The following is a 21,338-nucleotide window of genomic DNA, read 5'->3' as shown; positions in this document are numbered from 1 at the left end:
AGTCCTCAGTCCTTACCCCTTACTCCTCTTACCAAGGATTGCCAATCATCGTGAAAGCTGCCCAGTAGTAAGGATGCGTTAGCTGCGTGTCGCCCCGGTTGGCGAGTTCGGGTGGCAGCTTGATGTTTCCTGTGGGGAGGCGCAGTTCGCCCGCCTCCAAGCGTACCTGCCCCTTGAGCATTGCTATCTGCGCTTGCCGTAAAGCTTCTGACTTGATCGGGGCTTTCTTCAATTGGGCATAGAAATCCGCCATCAATCCTTGAGTTCCCTCGTCGCTGACATACCATAAACTGGCTACAACTGATTTCACCCCTGCCAGCACTGCTATGCCCCCAAAGCCTAACTCTGCTTGTTCATCTCCCAGTGCGGTGCGACAGGCACTCAGTACCAACAATTCCACTGGCGGGTCATTCCAGCCCAATTGGCGCAGCTGGTTGAGTCGTAGCTTGGTATCCCATAACTGAATGTAGGAGTTTTCGATTTTCCCAGGTTTAAATTCGCCATGCGTCGCCAGGTGGATAATTCCATAAGGCTGTTGCTGACGCTGTGCCTTGAGATTTCCTAGCGTAAATTTCTCGTTGAGGAAAGATTTCCCCGACCACAGCGTCGGAGTGATGATAGATAATTCAATCGGCACGGCTGGTAAGGAATTCAGTTCGGTAAACTTTGACGCGCCCATTGCCAAAACTTGAGTGTTTTTGATATTCACGTAGCGGGTATCGGTGAGGCTAAGACTGGGCATCATGCCGATGCTGTAGTTTTCCACCAGGAACTGTTGACCATTGTGGAGGGCAGCCATTGGCAGCGATCGCAAACCTGTATCCATCAGAAATACTAGGTTTTGGATACCTCTAGCTTGTAAATCGGCTTCTAAAGGTGCCACCATCCACTGATAAAGTTCCTGAGATGGTGCCAGGTAGCCATTGAGTTTTTTAAGGTTAGTAACTTCGCTGCGGAATTGTTTAGCGACTGTGAGAACTTCTTCGCGTGTTGTCCCCTGCACCCGTTTGCGAATTGGTTGACCCTTGGCAGTGATGACAACTAATTCGAGTTGGTCATTGTCTTGGGCGGGGAGACTGGTAGCGGGAGTAGCGGCGGGTTGCGGGGATGCTTGACTGAGGGCAAAGCCTTGGGGATTAAACTGCCAAAGGATGTCTGATTCTGGCGATGTTGCAGGTAATAGAGTCTTATCGGTAGCTGAAGGAGGTGCCGCCGTGGCAGGAACAAAAGTGATGTAGATAAGTGCCGGTTTTACCCCAGTCGATTTTTCAATGTTTTGAAGAATATCGCGGGCTTCGGTGAGGGTTCTAATCGGAGTATCCGCACTTCCACTAAAATATTGCTCAAACTGGCGCGTGAACGGTTCGTCTAGGTCAGCGAACAAGGTGTCAACTTCCGCGAGAGCCGAACTGGCAGACACCGACAATTGGGGCGTTAGCGTTTCCTGTGGAGGCTTGATTTCCTCTGGCAGGGGACTCGGTGAGGACGGTGTATCAGGTTGGTCGGCTTGATCGGCAGTAATGAGCTGAATCTTGCCCTGAGTATAGCTGCCGGGGAAAGATCCTGAAGCAATTGTATTGCCTGACCCAGTTGTTAATACTCCGGCTGTGCCGTTATTACTAGCGTTGCCGACAACGAAGGGAACGTCTTTGGAACCGCCTCCGTGGCGCAGGATCATGGAGCCTTCACCAGCACCCCCAGCGGCGGAAATACTTGCTTTTTGCCCATTTTGGTCAGTGAAGGTGCCCGTAGCTCGAAACAGACTTTCGGTGGTAATGTCAACGATGCCCCCTTTGCCTCCCGTTCCGCCTTGGGCATTAATGAAGCTAACTTGAATGTCGTTTTCGGGGTCAAGGGTGACATTACCAGCATCTCCGAAGCTAGCGCTGGAATTAATTCCCAGCGTTGTAATGCTGTCAATGGCAGATACAAAGATATTCCCGCCTTTCGTGGTGCCTGATGCGGTTAAATTTCCGGTTTTTATCGCGGCTGTTTGGCTGATGAGGGTAATATTTCCGCCAACCCCATTATCAGAATGAGAGTCGATGTTAGCCGTGGCAAGGTTGTTTTTAGCAGTAAGAGCGATCGCTCCCCCATTTCCCGTCGTCTGGCTAGTATTGAGCGAACCTGTACTGATACTATTGTTCGCTGTTATTTTAATCCCGGTAGCCGTAATATCTTTTGCAATGACATTGTTGCCGCTATTCACAGTCAGATTATCTAGAAAATAACCATTTCCTCCCACTGCATCCTGGAAAGTGACATCACTGCTGACACTGATGGTTAGGTCGGTAGCATTGCCGCTGACACTGATGGTTAGATCGGGAGCATTGCCACTATTAGCGAGGATACCGCCAAATGTAATCGAGCCAGCGCTACTAGTGAGTTCTATCGGGTTTTGACCGACGAGGTAAACATCGCCGCCATAGTTTTGAATTCCGCTGGTGGTGACATTCCCGTCGATGACGCTACTCCCCTGTATCGTCACGCTAGCTGCATTGACACTGCCATCCAAGCTAGTGAAGCCACTGGTGTTAGCAGTTAAGGCTCCGATGGAAGTGCTGTTGCCCACTGCATCAGCGATTTTAAGGCTGCCGGTACCGGCAGTTAAAGTGAGGTTTTGCCCCCCTGCGCCCGTTCCATTCGTCTTACCACTGAGATTAATATCACCACCCCCTTGAGCGCCGGTACTGAGGGTGATGTCTTTACCCAGAAGCGTATCGCCGTTGATAGTAATGTTTTGATCGGCGGTTGTGATATCTGCGTTGAGGGTGGTTAATCCAGCATCAAGGGTGATGGAGGCGTCCCCCGTGCCTGTCATGGCTCCATTAACCGCCACTGAGCCAGAGGGTGCTTGAACGGTGAGAGGATCTTTGAAGGTGACACCTGCACTGTCGATTGTAATGGCACCACTGCCGTCAAGGCGTCCAATCGTAATAGAGCTAAAGCCATCTTGCAATTGTCCCAACTTTGCGGCGGTCAGATTCAAACTATCGGTTACAGGAGTCGCATTCCCAACCTGAATATTTTTCGATGCTGTTGCGGGTGCCAGTCCAATTTGGTATCCCGCACCGCTGACTGCCCCATTAAAGTTAATCTCGTCTGCGGTTAGAGTTGCATTGTTACTCAGCGTCACGGGGGTATTGAAACTGATGGTACTGCCGCTGATTGTGGTGACGTTGCCGTTCAGGGTGAGATTGGAGGCACTATTGACGCTCAAATTTCCAATAGGTGTAATATTGCCGACAGCGTTCCCAAATGTAATGTTACCCGTGTCTGCATTCAGCGTCAGATTTTGACCGCCTGCACCCGTGCCATTGACCGTTCCGGTGATTTCGATGTTACCGTCCCCATAACCAGAACCATAACCATAACCAGTACCACCGATTGTGGTGAATGTGGCGTTGTTACTGAGCAAGACATCGCCAGTGAGGGTGATAGCAGATCCGGAACCATAAGCACCGCCAGAGGAATTGAGATCGCCTCCAATTGCGATCTTGCCACCTGCACTCGTTATCAGGTCAATATTTCCACCATTACCATTAAAAAAAGTAGAACTGGCGTTGAGGAAGCCTGTAGTAATGTTGCCAGTAGCATCAATGTTGATATTCCCGCCTTGGGTGGTAATGGTAGTAGCGCTACTGTTGAAAGTGTTGCTCAGGCTACTGAAGTCACCGCCGTCAGTATCAATCAGACCATTAATTGTTACATTGTTTGCTCTAGTTCCCGCACCCCCTTGACCTCGAAGCACGACATTTAGGGCGTAGCCATTACCGCCGATAGAGCCATTGAGGATAATGTCATTGGCTGCCTCAAGAGTAAGAGTGACAGGACCACCAAAAAAATACCCACCGCCAATCGCTGCATCAGCATTCTGCGTAATATTGCCTACCTGGGTGCCATAAGGATTATTCGTGGAGATGATTACGCTACTGCCAAAGTTGAGGGCGTTATTGATTGCGCCATTACTAACCGTAGAATTGTCGGCATTCGCAGTGAAATTTGGCGAAAAACTGTCTAAGCTACCATAGCCATAACCGCCGCCATTGATGATAGTGATATTCGAGGGATCGAGCAGCCAAGTGCCGGGAAGACCTTTGGGGGCGCTGGCATCCGCTGCTTTGGTGACATCCAGGTAAACTTTGCCGGAAGTTTCGATAAATCCGCCGTTACCGCCTTGTGCGCCGCCACGGGCACTAATGGTGCCATAGGTACGAGTGGCTTGATCTGACCAGACAATGACTTTACCGCCATTGCCATTAGTAATGGCATCGGCATTGAGTGTCACATCTGCGCCGACAAAGGTGAAAGCAGCATTGGGTACGCTACCTTTCCCCAGATAATCTCCGCCAATCAATACTTGACCGCCGCCTGCATCTCCGGAGGCATTCACACTGGCGTTCTCGACTAAACCAACTTGATTACCTAGTACAGCTACTGCGCCGCCAATACCAACTTGAGTGTTAGAGGTATCCAGCTTCCCGGAGACAATTGCAGTTCCCGGTTCTGTGGGAATGGTAATACCCGATCCGCTTAGCACCACTTGTCCCGCACTGTTGACGGTCATTTTGGTGGCATTGGCGACACCTCCACCGGAGAGTAATTGCGGCAGTGAGGGAGGATTTGATAACTGGGCATTAAAGCTGGAAGGTAAGACAGAGGGCTGAATTTCTAAACTCAGCACGTTTCCTGCTTGCGAAATCTGTACCGTCTTCTTGCCTGGGACGGCGGCTACGGTGATATTACCTGTTGGTGCTTTGAGTTCTCCGGTGTTGACGACAGTTCCGCCGATAAGAGTGAGATTTTTTCCCTCTCCCACCGTTAAATTCCCAGCGTTGATAATGCTACCCGGCTGAGATGTGGTAAAGGCAAAGAGATTGGGCGTGCCTACCAAGTTGGCGTAGTTATTAGGATCGAAGGCATTGAACCAATTGTCACCAATCCCTATTCCGGTGGCGGTGGTGGCGGTGAAGCTTCCTGGTACGTTCAAAGTGGCACCCGAACCAAACACAATGCCAGCCGGGTTCATCAAGTATAAGTTGGTGGAGTTGCTGCCGGAAACTTGGATAAGTCCGTTAATAATAGAAGGGTTGCCACTCGTGACGCGACCCAAAATATTGTGGATAGATGGGTTAGAAAGAAAGTTGGCAATTTGATTTTGTTCTAAGCCAAATTCGTTGAAGCTGTGGAAAAGATTTCCTCCATCGGCTGAAAGTTTTCCACCAGTAATATTGAATTGATTGCCAGAGGTGGTGACATTGGTGTTGGTGCCGTCATTTACCGTAGTAATTGATTGTGCTTGGGCAAAAGTTGGAGAAAGGCTACAGGTGAGGGCAAGAAGGCAAGAGGCGATGTTTTTGGCAATCGGTAATTGGTAATTGGTAATTGGTAATTGGTAATTGAGAATTGATTGCTTTTTGGGAACTAATAAAACTTTAGAGTTGAAGGGAAAATGGCTGAGGATGTGCAGTTTTACCGAAAAGCGATCGCTTAATCCTCTCCTTTGCACTGCCCGCGCGATCGCTTTGCAAGCGTTTTTCGCCTGTTGCTTGGTATAGGTGTGCGAGTCACTCGCCTGATGGCAACGATAGTAATAAAGTGGCTTGTTGATATGCCGCACTTCGGCAACTTCTGACAGCTTCAGGCACAGATCGTAGTCTTCAACGTAGTCGAAGGACTCTTCGATTCCCCCCACTTGGTCGAAGAAACTGCGACGCATCAACCGGAAGTGAAAGGTCATAAAATCGAGCAAAAGCCGCTCTTTGGAGTAGGGGATGCGACAGCGCTTCCCGTAGTCGATGACTTTGCCGCTTTGGTCGATGTCGATGTAGTCGGTGTAGACAAAACCTACCTCCGGGTTCGCCTCCAGCACGGTTGCTGTCTCTTGCACTGCTGTGGGCGCAAGCAAATCGTCACTATCTACCAAACCGATGTAGGTGCCGGTGGTTTGCGCGATCGCTGCTTGCAAGGCGCTGACTCGTCCTTGATGTTCTGCTGCAACTACCCGAACTCTGCGATCGCGGGCTTCGTAGTCACGGGCAATTTCTACAGTTCTATCTGTAGAACCGTCATCCCACACCAGTAGCTCAAAGTCTTGCCTAGTCTGCGCCAGAATACTTTCAATCGTGGCAGCAAGATAAAGTTCCCGGTTGTATGCCGTGATGACTAGGGAAATGGGTACGAACATGGGAAGACTCCGGAGGTGTTAACTCTCGTTGCCGAAAGTCATGCGAGTGCTAACTAAATTATTTTCTTTTCTAGAATACTCCTATGGATAGTTGCATTGGTGAACTTCTTTATACAATTCCTCCTAGAGATTTGCCTCACATCATGCTCCGGACGGGCGGTTGAAACCGTACAGCGACAGCAAGCACACAAACGAAACCTGCCGGGAGCAGGTTACATTTGTATCGATCGATCGCTGAAACTCTAAAAATCTACGCCACGCTTCAAGTCCACCCCTCTGTCAGCGTAATGCTTATGGCAAATCATCTCTGAATGGACGCTGGCAAGGTCAAAATACGCCGGACGATTTAGACAGCGCCCCGTGATAATCACTTCCGTGTCGCGGGGTTTGCGTAGCAGTGCGTCTACGATTGGTTGTTGATCCAGCAGTTCTAAGTCAACTGTGGGATTGAGTTCGTCTAAGATAATTGTCTTATAAAGCCCAGACGCGATCGCTGCCCTAGCAATCTCCCAACCGCGTTCAGCTTCCACATAATCTAGTTCTTGCTGTTGTCCGCGCCAGACAATCGCATCTTGTCCGCAGCGCTGATGATCGACTAAGTTTGGGTAACTTTGTTGCAAAGCTGCGATCGCGGCATCCTCAGTATATCCAGTCCCACCTTTGAGCCACTGCATAATCAGCACTCGGTGCGACTGATCCTGACTAATCCCGCGCCCAATCGCCTGCAATGCTTTACCCAATGCGCTAGTAGACTTGCCTTTACCAGCACCCGTATAGATTTCTATCCCCTGTAAAGGCAGGGAAACCCCGTCCCTACCTTCGGTAATCGGGTGGTGCGGCTTCATCTCAGAGTGCAAATCCGCAATTTCTAGCAGTTGTTGGGGGGCAGCCCGACCTGTAACAATTACTTCCAACTCCTGCGGTTTATGCTTGAGCGTCCGAACCACTTCCTCCACTGGCAACAAACCCAAGTCCAGTAACGGGTTCAGTTCGTCCAGAACTAGGACAGAATAGAGGTCAGATGCGATCGCGCCTTTTGCCACATCCCAACCGCGCTGCGCCTCCTGTCGGTCAAAGCGCGTTATTTCCTCCGCACCAAAAAATTCTGACCGCCCTGTGCGAACTTGGTCAATCAAGTGAGGGAAGCCTTGTTGCAAGGCAGCGATCGCCCCATCTTCATCGTAGGAGCGTCCCGGTCCTTTGAGAAACCGCAACAGCAGCACTCTCGTTGCTAAATCAGTATTAATTCCCAGCCCAATTGAGCGTAACACCACGCCCAGCGCTGCCTGGGACTTTCCCTTCCCCGCCCCATCGTAAACATGAATCTGACCGACGAGACGCTCAGAACGCACTTGAGCCGTGCGAATGCCGATCCCCATTCTACTCATAATTCTCATGAATCTTAGCTGTCACAAACTGTTAACAATAGCAGCTTAGAAGGGTAAAGTGAAAAGAATCAAGAGTAGCCGTTCCACAAAAGCTAAAGTTGAGACTAGAAATAGGTATTAGGGGGTAGGGAGTCAATTGTCCATCATTCAGTTATCAGTTCTTTTTTCTCTTCTACTGAGTTATTTCTCGCGCTAAACTACCCACCCCTCTACTTAATTTAGGAGTATTCCAAATATGCTTTCTTTACATAAAAATTTTCTTGATATTCCCAAATTCGCAGGATAATAGAAGTAAAGAGCAAGCTGCCATCAACAACATCAAAGTTTACGTCTAAACTTAATTAAATAGGTTTCACAGAGACAACCTTATGCTTGCAAATGTTTTTCCGCTTCAAACGATTTTATTTCAATTTTTATTGCTGTTGGTTGGAATTGCGATTGAATCATTCATTTTATACCGACAATTAAATCTTAGCCAAAGAAGAAGCATTGACTATGCCATTTCGATTAATTTATTTTCAACAATTTTGGGTTGGGTAGTTTTCTTTTACGTACATCCTTGGCTTCCCCGATCGCTGAAATCTCAGTTAATCAGTTATATCTTTTTTGATCGATTCTTTCCATTTGCTCAGTCGTCCAATATTGTAACAGAACTAATCTTAAGTGGCTTTGTTGTCTTCTTTGCCACCTTTATCGTTAAACTAAAAGGATTAGAAATTTTACAAATGTTACTTGAAACACCGTCTTATGGGGAAAGACAAAACCAAGAAAAGTTTAATCTAAAAGATTTTCGACTTCTTACTTTTAATTCCAACCCTCTTTTAACTAATACTATTTTTCAGGCTAATATCTACAGTTTTGGGGGATTCGTATTGCTTCTATTTATTCGGACTCAATTTAGTTAAACTACAAACATTTTTGAGTTAATCATCTTTTGATAGATGAATTTAAATTTTAGTTGCGACCAATTTATCAAATTAGGCTTAGCTTAATAAAGACTTACAAAGAATATGGCATCGATTCTTGATTTTTTTATTTTCAAATACTTAATTAATACTTTTAAAGTATTATGGAAATCCCTAGCTCCTTCCCGTGCTTATTCCTGGAAAACGTTTATTTATCTCAGTTTCTTTTCTTGGGTGATGTCATTTTTTGCAACTGACTTAGTACATGATATTATCACTCATTGCGGTTGGTTATTTTTAATTATTGGAGTAAGCTGGGCTACAACAGAGAATCCAATAAAAATTTGGGGTATTCCGATTGGTCCTTGGATTACGGGTGCCTTAATCTGTATGTTTTTATTTGGCGATTGGACTGGGAGTATCCCCCCGATTGCTTTAATAGTTTGGCCTACGCTTTCATCAGTAATTGCTGTGTTTCCAACCTTTTTTGATGAAAGATTTAGATTAAAAGTACCGGCGCTGCAATTTCGTCAAAAAAGTGTTATTTTGATTGGCAGCAATATGGTAATTAGCTGCTGGATTCAATTTTATTTTATTAGTCAAGATTGGTTAGAACAATATCCTACCTTGCTGTCGGATCATTTTGGGAAAACCACAATGGTATCCCAGTCAGCATCTCAATCAACAAGGACTCTTAGAGGTACGGTTATTTTAGAATTTATGGAACCCTTGATTGTACAAGAATTAGAAAATAAACCTTGGTCGGAAGTGGAGCGATGGCTGCTAGAACCACAACCGCGTATAGAAGCAATTCGGGCAGAAGCCGCAAAAAAAATTCCGCTTGTGGAAGAAGATTTTTGGTGGCGTTATACCTATAATATTGGTTCGATTAACTCAGGATACAACTTACAATTACGCGCAATTTGGCAAGGTCCTCGTTCGCAAACCGAAGCATATTATGTGGAAAAAAACTGTCAAATTACTCAAAGCTATCAACCAATAGTAACTGGAGCAAGGACAACGCCTAGCCAGACAGCAGCACAAAATATTGCGGTTGCACAAGTCAATTGTCAGCCTATCAGCGAACTAAAAAGCTATGAATGATGAAGACTCTCTCTAAAAGTTATCAATAGAGCTAGGAAGTGGCTGCTCGTGAAAGATAGTTAATCGCATAAAGAATTAACTATTAGTAACAAAAAAGTTATTTTGTATTCGTGCAAAGGATAAAATATAAATCGTTGAGAGAAATCATCAATGATGATTTAGAAGGACGATGAGTTTAAGCACAGTAAAATCGAGGAAAATAAATGTGTTTCGGGCAGCGCTCGAGAGTTTAAAGAGAATTTGGGCGATCGCAGTGAATGGGTTTCGGGAAGTCATCCGCGATCGCGTTCTCTATATCATCGGTTTGTTTGCGCTGTTAATGGTGGTGGCGTGGCGACTGTTGCCAGAAGTGGCAGCAACAACAGAAGATAAAATTCTTAAAGATGTTGGATTAGCAGCAATGGATGTACTGGGAACCATTGTTGCTGTATTTGTCGGGACTGGATTGATTAACAAAGAAATCGAAAAGCGCACTGTCTTAGTGTTAATTCCCAAACCGCTCAGTCGCGCCGAATTTATTATTGGCAAACATCTGGGGCTATCAGCCGTTTTAGGCGTCTCGATCGCTGCTATGACGGCAATTTATCTTGGCATCCTCAGTTTAAGTAAGATTTCTTACCCGCTAGGTAGCATTCTGATTTCGGCGCTGTACTTGTTTTTTAAGCTATCTTTACTGACTGCTGTCGCGTTGATGTTTGGCGTCTTTACAAGTTCGCTGTTAGCGACCTTGTTTACATTTGCAGTGTATTTGATGGGACATTCCAGCCGAGATTTAGTAGAGCTGGGAAAATTAAGTCGGAATGTAGACATCGAACGGATCGTAAATGCTTTATATGTGGTACTGCCAGATTTATCTCGGCTAGACCTCAAAAATCAGGCGGTTTATGGTCTTTTGCCTTCTTCCTCGGCGCTCCTAACCGATGCTTTGTATGGTTTGGTGTATACCGTCCTCCTCTTAGCGATCGCTATCATAATTTTTTCGCGACGTGAGTTTTGAGCTGCCTCACGATACAAACTAGCTAGAAGAAGCGCGAAAGTAAAAGAAGCAAACCCGTCCCTAATCCTTCGTCCGTTACTCCTTGTTTCCAGCTCGTACTTCGCCTCGTGATGCCACAACTGCAACAAGCTCCGTCCCCAGATGCCCTCCGCCTCTTGATCGTGATAGCTTCAAGCGCGGATGTCGGGCTGATTACAAATCCACTGCGGGAAGCGGACATTGATTTTACTTACGAAATTGCCGCTACATCTGCCGCTTGTCGAGAACAATTGCAGCAAAACACCTACGATGCAGTGTTGTCAGTCCAGGGGAGCGGGGATGCTAGCTCAATGACAGATAGGAAGGCTGGGAGGCAGGGAAAACTAGAAAATTCCCCTTCTCACCCCCTCACAGATGTCCCAAGCTCCTTAGAAGCATTAGAGTTAGTCCAACAATCCGGGCAGTTTATTCCTTTGATTGCGATCGCGCCGGAAGCTGAAATCGCCGATGTTGGCTCAGAACAGATGAAACATCTGCCAAAGATTTTGATGCGATCGCTCCACGAATTTGAGCAACACCGAATCGAGCGCGATCGCATTGTCAAAATTCAGCAGCAAGCTCAGCGAGAGGCAATTATCAACCGCATTGTGCAAGCAATGCGAGAAACGCTGGTTCTGGAGGAAGTGCTGCAAACCACCGTCAATTTGCTGCACGAAGCGCTCAACCTCAGTCGGTGTCTAATTTTTCTGCCCGATCCCAATCAACAAATGCAGGCTTGCCTTGCTAGCGAATCTACCCCTCAAAGGCAGAGCCTGATTGGCGTCTATTGCGGCTTCTACTCCTATTACCATTCCTCCCTTGCTCAAGGTGAGCCGCTGATATTCAACCAAATTGACGACCGCATCCCACTCAAACTGCAAGAATTAGCCAGAGAGTATGAAGTTTGCTCCATGCTGACGATGCCGATGTTGTATCAGCAATCCTTAGTGGGGGGGATTAGCCTGCATCAATGTGTTAGCGAACGGCAATGGACAGAAGATGAAATCGCTTTGGTAAGTGCGATCGCGAATCAATGCGCGATCGCCATCCATCAAGCGCAGCTGTTCGATCGAGTTCAACAACAAGCAACGCGGGAGCAACTGTTAAATAATATCTGTCGGAGCTTAAATTCCAGCCTCGATCCACAATATATTTTGCAGGAAATTGTGAATCTAACTGGAGAGTTCTTCGGCGTTGATCGAGTCGCTATCTTTGCCTTAGAACCAGAGGAAATTAAGATTCTCAAAGAATGGCGAGTCAGCGAACAAGTGGTTTCCGTCTTGAACCTCAAATTTCCTAGATCGGAAAACCCCGATGTATTAGCTCCTTCCTCTAACTATTCGGTTCATCAAGTTTTTCATGCCCCCAAAATTGCAGACATCGCCTCTTCTCCCAACCGCGAAGAGCAAATTCGGCAGCTACAAATCCTGTCTATGGTAAGAGTGCCAATTTTTATTCGCGGTCAGATTTTTGGTGGCATTTCGTTACAATCCACAACCCGTTACCGAACTTTCACCGAAGACGAAATTCACCTTCTCAAAAGAATTGCTGACCAAGTGGCGATCGCGCTTTACAATGCCCAAAGCTACGAAGCAAGCGAGCAACTTGTCAAAGAACGTACCCAACAATTAGAGCAAGAAAAACAACTTTCAGAAGCCGCGAATCGTGCCAAAAGCGAATTTATCGCTACGATGAGCCACGAACTGCGAACCCCTCTAACTAGCATTTTGGGGCTTTCTCGCCTGCTAGTCGATCAAATTGTCGGATCGCTCAATGACAAACAGCAAGAATATCTTACTTTGATTACATCCGGCGGCGAACATTTATTGGAACTGATTAACGACCTTTTAGATTTATCCCTGATTGATGCCGGTCGAGAAGAATTCAGCCTAGAAATCCTGTTAGTGGAGGAAGTTTGTCAGGCGTCCATTTCCGCCGTGCGCGAACCGGCGCAAAATAAAGGATTGCAATTAATTGTAGAGATTTCCCCAGGCATCACCACCTGCGTAGGCGACCATCGGCGCTTGAAGAAGATTTTAATCAATCTGCTCTCTAATGCGGTGAAATTTACACCCGTTGGCTCAGTTACGCTAAAAGTGGAAAAAACCACAGACGCTATCTTATTTTCAGTGATTGACACCGGAATTGGTATCGCCAAAGCCAATCATGCCACCCTTTTTGAACCGTTCCGACAGATAGATAGTGGTTTAAATCGTCAATATGAAGGAACGGGTCTCGGCTTAGCTTTATCCCGCAAACTGGCATTCCTTCATGGCGGCAATATCACCGTAGATTCAGAACTGGGACAAGGCAGCTGCTTTACTTTACACTTACCGATCCAGCCACCAGACGAATTGAATAAAGCTTGAAATTCGTTACGATCTGGAGAGTGCTGAGGACTTAGGACTGAGGACTGAGGGAAGGATGAAAAACTTCTCCCCATCTCCTCTGCACCATTTGGAGAGTGCTGAGGACTTAGGACTGAGGACTGAGGGAAGGATGAAAAACTTCTCCCCATCTCTTCTGCACCATTTGGAGAGTGCTGAGGACTTAGGACTGAGGACTGGGGGAAGGATGAAAAACTTCTCCCCATCTCCTCTGCACCGGAAGCGCCTGAAACACCTGAAGCACCTTTGCGTCCTCTGTGATTCGATTTAAAAAAAACCATGATAAAGCAGAAACTTGAGCAACTAAAAACCCTCTTTGCTGAAATGGATCGGGCATTAATTGCCTATTCTGGGGGCGTCGATAGTACCTTGGTTGCCAAGATAGCTTACGACGTTTTGGGCGATCGCGCTTTAGCCGTTACCGCCGTTTCTCCCTCCCTCCTCCCGGAAGAACTCGAAGACGCCCAAATCCAAGCAGCCGCGATTGGAATTGCCCATCAAGTGATACAAACGCACGAAATGGACAATCCTAATTACACCTCGAATCCTGTCAACCGTTGCTATTTTTGTAAAAGCGAACTTCACGACAACCTTAAACCCCTGGCACTTCAACTGGGTTATCCCTATGTTGTAGATGGCGTGAACGCCGACGATTTGGGGGATTATCGTCCGGGAATTCAAGCGGCAAAAGAGAGGGGTGCGCGATCGCCTTTAGCAGAATTAGGCATTACCAAAGCTGAAGTCCGCCAACTTTCTCAACACCTCGGACTTTCCTGGTGGGATAAACCCGCCCAACCTTGCCTAAGTTCCCGCTTCCCCTACGGCGAAGAAATCACCGTCAGCAAACTGCAACGAGTCGGACGCGCAGAAATCTATCTGCGTAAATTAGGATTAAAAAATCTCCGCGTTCGTTCCGAAGGTGATACCGCCAGAATCGAGTTACCGTCAGAACAAATTAAAGAATTTGTTCTTACCACCGATTTATCCACCCTGGTTTCCACCTTTCAAGAATTCGGCTTTATTTACGTCACCCTCGATTTAGAAGGCTACCGCAGTGGCAAACTCAATCAGGTGTTACCACTGGCAGTAAAAGCCTAAAATTCTGGCGTTGTACAAAGTTAAGTTGTACAAAGTTAAATAGATTCTAGGGGATGGGGACGTGTCTACCCCCTCAACGCCGATCGAGATTACGATCCCCCATCCTCTCAAAAGTTGCGATCGCTTCTAGCAACTAAATTAGGTTTTAATACAAATCCATCAACAATAATCACTCATGCCATAAGATAGTAGTTTTCTCGCAGCATGGGCACGACGCCCAAGAGTGCGAACAAATGGCATGAAAGCTTCGGCTTTGTCTACATCATCTTCGATCGAGAACGAGCGATCGCTCTGACAAGCAGAATCAGCTTGGAATCGGGAAGTATTGTACGTCAAAGTCTGACTTCTCAATTTACAACTCAACCAAAAAGTAGGGGTACCTGATTGCCGTACCCTTAAAATTGAAATATACGAGGCGAAGTGCGGCGACGATACTACCCGATTATAAGCTTAGGCAAAAAGGCAATTCCTGCCAAACAACGATTCCTCATGAGTTAGCTGTGTGGCAACCAATGGAGGGCAAGGCTAGGGCAATGCATAAACTTTCAGAAATGGTATATTCGACTGTATTTTGGTTAATTTCCGGCTTACTTGTGTGGCTGGTAGTTCTGCCCGCAGCACTCATTACTTTACCCATTATCTTACTGGGAAAAGTAGTCAAACAGCTACTTTTCAAGATACCTCAACAAAATCTGACAGAGGTCGAAATCTTATTAGAAAATCACTCCGAACAGAAACCTAAAAATGCAGGAGAATCGCTTTTGACTTCGTTGCTCATGACAACGCTTGTGGGAGTGCCCGCTCTACTCGCATCAGCCATTTCTTTGCAGCCAATGAGAGTTATTAAAAGAGAAACAGAACTTACCCCAAAGCCTCCGCTACAGCCAACAACAGCACAGACAACCTCATGGATAGAGACTGAGGAAAGTGAAACTTAAACTAGAAAGGCATCAGTGACATTGCCAGACACAGAAAAAATGCTAGGCATCTTATAAATTGGAAAGTCCGGTTTGAGGTAAGGAACCCGGCATTTCCTGTAGGAGCATGGCACAAAAATGCTCTACTCAAAATCTCTTATATTTATTAAAATTTTGTGCAGCAAATTTAAATAACTTACTCAACTATCTAACCATCACCAAGTCACTTTTCCATCTTAGTTGGTTGATTACAGAGCCTTCAGTCATTTTATAATCAGCCAAGGAAAGTATGCGATCGCTCGAAAAAATGGGATTAAAACTTGAAAGCGTCATTCCTTGGGGACGTTCCCTGGCAGAATACATCAGGATGTTCAACTTAACGCCTGACGACCTCCAGTTAAAAATTCTAGATTGTGGCGGTGGCCCTGCCAGCTTCAATATTGAGATGACACGCCTAGGCTACAACGTCATCTCTTGCGATCCGGTGTATCAGTTTTCCAACCACGAAATTCGAGAACGTATCCAGAAAACCTATCAAAAAGTGATTGATGGACTCCAAGCCAACCTCGATAGCTACGTTTGGCACGAGATCCAGTCACCAGAAGATTTAGGGCAAATTCGGATGTCAGCCATGCAGCAATTTTTAGAAGATTTTCCACAAGGAATTCAACAAGGACGCTATTTAACCGCTGAATTACCTGTTTTACCCTTCAAGACTCAGCAGTTCGATTTAGCCTTATGCAGTCACTTGTTGTTCACCTATTCGGATTTCTTCTCAGAAGACTTTCACCTCGCCTCCATTGTGGAATTGTGCCGTGTTGCTGCTGCGGTACGGGTTTTTCCTCTCTTAAATGTTTCTGGAGAGGCGTCGCCAGTCCTTGAGCCAGTAATGGAGAAATTAAAAGCGCAAGGCTACAGTGTAGAAATTCAGCCAGTACCCTACGAATTCCAAAAAGACGGCAATCAAATGTTGCAGATAAAGTCAGTCGTGTAAATATGTACTGCAATCTGTCGCTCCTTTGAACCTAGATGATTCAAGAAGGCGAAATCCCCGACTTCTTAAAGAAGTCGGGGATCTGAAGGGCTAGTATTTCACAATTTAAATAGGATTGCTGTATATGCCTGCTACACATCATGCAGGTTAGCGGTAATGGATAAAAGGTCATACGATAACGTGAAATGGTATAAGAAACACTTTTTTCTCTAATTACCTATTCCCAAAAACCTATAAGTCGCGCATTTAAAGGGAAATACTCAAAAGGAGATACTATTTTTTCAAAAAAAAAGTTTCAGGGTGTTCTTATTGAAAAGAACACCCTGAATTAGGTTAATTATTTATTTAGCAGCCTTTGATATATCAAATAAAGCTGCTACACCACTATGCAAGCGAGATAATACAAAAAACTAACTCTAGCCGGTTAACTTTAGCTCAAACCTAGCTCAGCGAGGCACCGCTGCGGTCGTAGCTAGAGCGGAAGCTTGGGTGTGGTTGTCCTTGAATGTGATTCCAGTATTCAGATGATTCAACATCTAGACCCACTTCAGCAGCGGCGCGACCCAGCATAGACTGCTGACGGTTCTTGATGAGGTGATGATGACGCATCATGAGGGCGCGAGCTTGTTCTTGAGTAGACATACCAGGTTTCTCCGTACTGCTTCAGTGATGTTTGACTAACTTATTTTCTCTTACCTATTTAATATAACAGAAAATTCTGTATCTAAATTTACAAAATGCTTTTAAAAACAAAACTTTACAAAAAAATTAAGGTTAGGTGCGGCACTCATCCGATAGAGCGATTCTAAATGAGGAAAAAATCGGAATTGCTGATTCCAATTTTGCATAGGGGATAATAGCCAGACGCAGAAACTGTAAAATTTGACAAACATCCTGAAAGTTTAAACGGCTACATCCTCCAAAAGTGTGATTTAGTAGTCGCCTTTGGCAGCCTAAAAGCATCATGGACGATGTGGAGTTTGTGCCCAGATCCAAAAGAGACAGCTGACCAGGAGATAAAACAATGGCTACCCCCTGTCACATTCTTGTAGAAGGCAACCCGGTCATCATCTATGCTTCCCGGAATGGCAGCCCTAAAAAAGTTTTGCCTATCCTCAATCGCTTTCTAGAGAAGTTTTGGCAAGAGAGAGAAACCTGCGGAGAATACTGCGATACACCTGGGTGCTTAGTGGCTCAGATTCTCGTCCGTTTTGGCTACGAGATATGCGAAGATGATTTTTCTAACCTGCGAGTGGGAGTGAGTTTCGACCCAGCGGTGGAATATCTCTACTGGGTTTCTTTGGATTACAAAGTGAGTATCTGGGTTCCAGAGGAGTCCTATCGCAATAATCCCGCTTTGGGACTGCAAGGCTGTCACCAGGACTTAGTTTTGAGTACTATCTGAATGCTGTGTGCGCGATCGCACATTTTGTTTGCATTTTATTATTTGCACTCCTCACCCCCATTCCTGACCTGGCTGCACGCCAGATAACAGCGAAAACGACTAATCTGTATACAGATGGATAAGACCCACAAACTCACAAATGTGGGCTTTCTTCAGCCGATTTTGATAAGCAGATAACTATCTAGCCGCCTAAAAGATACACATATTATGTTCGACGCACTTGCTGAACGCTTAGAATCTGCCTGGAAAAGCCTGCGGGGTCAGGACAAAATTTCCCAATCCAACATTCAAGATGCCCTGAAGGAGGTGCGTCGCGCTTTATTGGAGGCGGATGTCAATCTCCAGGTCGTCAAAGATTTTATTGCCGATGTTGAAACCAAGGCACAGGGAGCCGAGGTCCTTTCCGGCGTGCGCCCCGACCAGCAGTTCATCAAAATTGTTTACGATGAGCTAGTCCAGGTGATGGGGGAAACCAACGTCCCCCTGGCTTCAGTAGATAAGCCTCCCACGATTGTACTGATGGCTGGGTTGCAGGGAACGGGTAAAACCACAGCCACCGCAAAGCTAGCTTTGTACCTACGCAAGCAAAATCGCAGTACTTTGCTAGTCGCAACCGACATCTATCGCCCAGCCGCCATCGATCAGCTGGTGACGTTGGGACAGCAAATTGAGGTGCCAGTGTTTGAACTCGGCACCAATGCTGACCCAGTAGAGATTGCGCGACAGGGGGTTGAACGAGCTAAAGCAGACGGCGTAGATACAGTCATTATTGATACTGCCGGACGCCTCCAGATTGACCAGGACATGATGGCGGAATTAGCCCGCATCAAACAAACCGTCCAGCCGCACGAGACACTGCTGGTGGTGGATGCCATGACCGGGCAAGAAGCGGCGAATCTCACCCGAACTTTCCACGAACAAATTGGGATCACGGGTGCCATTTTGACGAAGCTGGATGGCGATAGTCGCGGCGGTGCAGCGCTATCAGTGCGACGGATTTCCGGTCAGCCGATTAAATTTGTCGGCGTTGGAGAAAAAGTCGAGGCGCTGCAACCGTTTTATCCAGAGCGCATGGCTTCCCGAATTCTGGGCATGGGAGACGTGATCTCCTTTGTGGAGAAAGCCCAGGAGGAAATAGACCTAGCAGATGCCGAGAAGATGCAGGAAAAAATGCTCTCGGCTAAGTTTGACTTCAGCGATTTTCTCAAGCAGATGCGGCTGCTGAAGAATATGGGTTCTCTGGGGGGAATCCTGAAGATGATTCCAGGGATGAATAAGATTTCCGACGAACAGTTGCGCCAAGGAGAAACCCAGCTAAAGCGGGCTGAGGCGATGATTAATTCTATGACGAAGGAAGAACGCCAAAACCCAGACTTATTAGCGAAGTCTCCCAGTCGTCGTCGCCGGATTGCTCGCGGTGCTGGCTATCAGGAAACGGATGTCAGCAAGCTGGTAACTGATTTCACAAAAATGAGAACCGTCATGCAGCAAATGGGTCAAGGCGGTTTCCCCGGTATGCCCGGAATGGGCGGTATGCCCGGAATGGGTGGCGGCAATCGTCCTTCCCAAGCCGGTTGGCGGGGCTACGCACAAGGAAGTCCCGGCAAGAAAAAGAAAAAGGAGAAAAAGAAGAAAGGCTTCGGCACTCTCTAGCTGGAACCGTTAATGCAATTAGCTTTTAGCTTGGAGGGGTAGAACTTGATGCCAAAAAATGGTACAATCAATGACTCTGCGTCTAAAGTCTAAAAGCTAATCGCTAAAGAGCTGATGGCTTAAAATCCAAACAGGAACATTCTTCATCAACATGATCAAACTGCGATTAAAGAGATACGGCAAAAAGCGGGAAGCTAGCTACCGGATTGTGGCAATGCAAAGCACTTCCCGCCGCGATGGGCGTCCTTTGGAAGAACTGGGCTTTTACAACCCTAGAACTGATGAAGTCAGACTAAACGAGCCAGCACTCACCAAGCGCCTCCAACAGGGAGCGCAGCCTACGCCAACGGTGCGCCGGATTCTTCAAAAAGCTAATGTCTTGGAACAAGTCAGTGCCCCAACTACCGCATGAGTCCGAGTTGGATTCCCCAGATTCAACCAGCCAGCCTGTAAGGTCATCCCACGGGAGTTCCCTACCGGATTATGCTGCTCTGGTGAAATTTTTGGTGCAGCCGTTTTTAGAATCACCAAAATTGCTGAGCGTGGACTGCGAAATGTCGCAGGGAAATACTAAAGCGTGGGTGCGGCTGGCTTTTGAAGGCGAAGATAAGGGAAGAGTTTTTGGTCGGGGAGGACGTAATATTCAGGCAATTCGGACGGTGATTGAAGCGGCTGCGAAAGCTGCCAATCAATCTGTCTACCTGGACATCTATGGGAGTTCAGCGCGATCGCTTGAAAGTACGTCAGGAAGTCCAGAAGTTGCGAAAAAAGATCCACCCCGCCGGTCTTCCCCAGTATCTGCTCCCAAATTCCGCTCCCGTTAAAACTTTAGACGGTTAGCATTGAGGAGGTGATGGATCGCCTCCGATTATGAATATCTCCTAAGTAAATCGCCTGTTATCTTTGGCAAAGGGGGCTATCAGCTTAGTATTGGCACTAACCAAAAGCTAGGGTTGATGGTTAACTTAAGCAAAAAACAGCGAGTGGCTGCAAGTCCGTTTGGTTGAACACAAGTTGATTAACTCGGCGTGAAGATGCAATCAACCAGAAAATCTAGCGATGCGGAATTTTCTGGGGTTAAATCTTGCCAACGGTACGAAAAGCCGAGTATTCGTCGAAAGCGGAAGCCTCCCGTCAGCGCCTACGCTCTCATTGAGGATCTGTAGCCAATTAAATTGGGACGCCTGAGCTGTTATGGAAAGTCATATATCGGGCGTCTTTTCGCATCAAAGGGACGGATTTTACTAATTAATTCCGTCCTCTCACCGACGAATGCTGTAAACTCGCCCATAATATTACGATGACCGAGGCATTTAAAACAATACATCTACCAAATGCTAATAGCGCGATCGCTTTAGCAGGCGATCGCGAAGAAAACCTCAAAACCCTGGCAAAAACGACTGGCGCAGTTCTAGTGTTGCGGGGTCAAGAACTGATGGTTTCTGGGACACCTAAACAAGTAGACCGCACCAACGATCTGGTGAACGTCCTCAAACCTTTCTGGAAAGACGGGAAGCGGATCTCCAAAGTAGATATCCGCACGGCTTGCCAAGCCCTGGATACGGGACGCCAGGTGGAATGGCAAGCAATGCAAGAGGAAGTTCTCGCACGAAACCGTCGCGGCGAAGAAATTCGAGCTAAAACATTTCCTCAGTTGCAGTATATCCAAGCAGTACGCACCCACGACCTCACCTTCTGCATTGGCCCAGCAGGTACCGGCAAAACCTACCTAGCAGCCGTTATGGCAGTTCAGGCGCTGCTTTCCGATCAGTACGAACGACTGATTCTAACCCGTCCCGCTGTGGAAGCTGGGGAAAAATTGGGCTTTTTGCCTGGGGACTTACAGCAGAAAATCGACCCATTTTTGCGCCCCCTTTATGACGCCCTCTATGAATTTATCGATACAGATAAAATTCCCAGTTTGATGGAACGCGGGGTGATTGAAGTCGCTCCCCTGGCTTATATGCGGGGTCGAACCCTCAATAACTCCTTTGTTATTGTTGATGAAGCCCAGAACACCACCCCAGCACAGATGAAAATGGTGCTGACTCGCCTGGGATTTCGTTCTCGCATGGTTGTTACGGGCGATATCACTCAGACCGATTTACCACTTAACCAACAATCTGGGTTAGCCGTTGCCCAAAAAATTCTCCAACGGGTTGAAGGCATTGCCTTCTGCAATCTCTCCAAAACTGATGTTGTCCGCAATCCGTTAGTTGAGCGAATTGTAGCGGCATACGAAAATGATGCGTTGTGAGGGATGAGTGAGGAGAACTCTTCGGATT

General features: G+C 46.8%; 16 protein-coding genes. 12 read left to right on the top strand and 4 right to left on the bottom strand.

Annotated features, from left to right (window positions below; all coding sequences use genetic code 11):
* Positions 1-28: 28 nt before the first annotated feature.
* Both NDI44_RS01755 and NDI44_RS01750 read right to left on the bottom strand, forming a co-directional pair.
* A complete protein-coding gene (locus tag NDI44_RS01755) occupies positions 29-6,187 on the bottom strand; it encodes a CHAT domain-containing protein (RefSeq protein ID WP_190413259.1) in 6,159 nt (2,052 codons plus the stop codon).
* A gap of 242 nt (positions 6,188-6,429) precedes the next feature.
* A complete protein-coding gene (locus tag NDI44_RS01750) occupies positions 6,430-7,575 on the bottom strand; it encodes a cob(I)yrinic acid a,c-diamide adenosyltransferase (RefSeq protein ID WP_190413257.1) in 1,146 nt (381 codons plus the stop codon).
* A gap of 368 nt (positions 7,576-7,943) precedes the next feature.
* Between NDI44_RS01750 and fraC the strand changes: the two genes are divergently transcribed.
* From fraC to larE, 5 genes are all read left to right on the top strand, one after another.
* Entirely contained in the window at positions 7,944-8,480 is a 537-nt protein-coding gene (gene fraC, locus NDI44_RS01745; protein ID WP_190413255.1) for a filament integrity protein FraC, read from the top strand.
* Positions 8,481-8,585: 105 nt separating this feature from the next.
* On the top strand, positions 8,586-9,584 hold the full coding sequence (locus tag NDI44_RS01740; RefSeq protein WP_190413253.1) for a DUF5357 family protein: 999 nt from the start codon (positions 8,586-8,588) through the stop codon (positions 9,582-9,584).
* 205 nt (positions 9,585-9,789) lie between these two features.
* Positions 9,790-10,581 (top strand): ABC transporter permease, encoded by a 792-nt coding sequence (locus tag NDI44_RS01735; RefSeq protein WP_339380699.1) that lies wholly within the window; start codon positions 9,790-9,792, stop codon positions 10,579-10,581.
* 110 nt (positions 10,582-10,691) lie between these two features.
* Entirely contained in the window at positions 10,692-12,968 is a 2,277-nt protein-coding gene (locus tag NDI44_RS01730; RefSeq protein WP_190413249.1) for a GAF domain-containing protein, read from the top strand.
* A 297-nt stretch (positions 12,969-13,265) separates the two neighbouring features.
* Positions 13,266-14,084, top strand: a complete 819-nt coding sequence (larE, locus tag NDI44_RS01725) for an ATP-dependent sacrificial sulfur transferase LarE (RefSeq protein WP_190413247.1) — start codon at positions 13,266-13,268, stop codon at positions 14,082-14,084.
* 159 nt (positions 14,085-14,243) lie between these two features.
* Here the strand turns inward: larE and NDI44_RS01720 are convergent, their stop codons facing one another.
* The gene (locus tag NDI44_RS01720; RefSeq protein ID WP_190413240.1) at positions 14,244-14,420 is read right to left on the bottom strand and encodes a hypothetical protein; all 177 of its coding nucleotides are present in this window, start codon (positions 14,418-14,420) and stop codon (positions 14,244-14,246) included.
* A 197-nt stretch (positions 14,421-14,617) separates the two neighbouring features.
* Between NDI44_RS01720 and NDI44_RS01715 the strand changes: the two genes are divergently transcribed.
* Together NDI44_RS01715 and NDI44_RS01710 are read left to right on the top strand one after the other, a co-directional pair.
* On the top strand, positions 14,618-15,022 hold the full coding sequence (locus NDI44_RS01715; RefSeq protein WP_190413238.1) for a hypothetical protein: 405 nt from the start codon (positions 14,618-14,620) through the stop codon (positions 15,020-15,022).
* A gap of 286 nt (positions 15,023-15,308) precedes the next feature.
* Entirely contained in the window at positions 15,309-15,995 is a 687-nt protein-coding gene (locus NDI44_RS01710; RefSeq protein WP_190413739.1) for an SAM-dependent methyltransferase, read from the top strand.
* A gap of 441 nt (positions 15,996-16,436) precedes the next feature.
* Here NDI44_RS01710 and NDI44_RS01705 read toward each other — a convergent pair whose 3' ends face one another.
* Positions 16,437-16,637: a hypothetical protein gene (locus NDI44_RS01705; protein WP_190413235.1), complete on the bottom strand. Its 201-nt coding sequence runs from the start codon at positions 16,635-16,637 to the stop codon at positions 16,437-16,439.
* A 382-nt stretch (positions 16,638-17,019) separates the two neighbouring features.
* On the opposite strand from NDI44_RS01705, the gene NDI44_RS01700 reads away from it, so the two are divergent.
* The 5 genes from NDI44_RS01700 to NDI44_RS01680 all read left to right on the top strand — a co-directional run bounded on the left by NDI44_RS01700 (position 17,020) and on the right by NDI44_RS01680 (position 21,310).
* Positions 17,020-17,400 (top strand): histidine kinase, encoded by a 381-nt coding sequence (locus NDI44_RS01700; protein ID WP_190413233.1) that lies wholly within the window; start codon positions 17,020-17,022, stop codon positions 17,398-17,400.
* Positions 17,401-17,607: 207 nt separating this feature from the next.
* Positions 17,608-19,053, top strand: a complete 1,446-nt coding sequence (gene ffh / locus NDI44_RS01695) for a signal recognition particle protein (RefSeq protein ID WP_190413231.1) — start codon at positions 17,608-17,610, stop codon at positions 19,051-19,053.
* Positions 19,054-19,204: 151 nt separating this feature from the next.
* Positions 19,205-19,465, top strand: coding sequence for a 30S ribosomal protein S16 (rpsP, locus tag NDI44_RS01690; RefSeq protein WP_190413229.1), 261 nt, complete (start codon positions 19,205-19,207; stop codon positions 19,463-19,465).
* Positions 19,428-19,877: a KH domain-containing protein gene (locus NDI44_RS01685; protein WP_190413227.1), complete on the top strand. Its 450-nt coding sequence runs from the start codon at positions 19,428-19,430 to the stop codon at positions 19,875-19,877. The genes rpsP and NDI44_RS01685 overlap by 38 nt, the downstream gene beginning before the upstream one ends.
* Before the next feature lie 476 nt (positions 19,878-20,353).
* Positions 20,354-21,310 (top strand): PhoH family protein, encoded by a 957-nt coding sequence (locus tag NDI44_RS01680; RefSeq protein WP_190413225.1) that lies wholly within the window; start codon positions 20,354-20,356, stop codon positions 21,308-21,310.
* The last annotated feature ends 28 nt before the right edge of the window (positions 21,311-21,338 follow it).

Source organism: Trichocoleus sp. DQ-A3 (assembly GCF_039961975.1).
Taxonomy (GTDB): Bacteria; Cyanobacteriota; Cyanobacteriia; order Cyanobacteriales; family FACHB-T130; genus FACHB-T130.
Note: the sequence above shows the minus strand (reverse complement) of the source record. Positions and strands in the feature narration are given on the sequence as shown.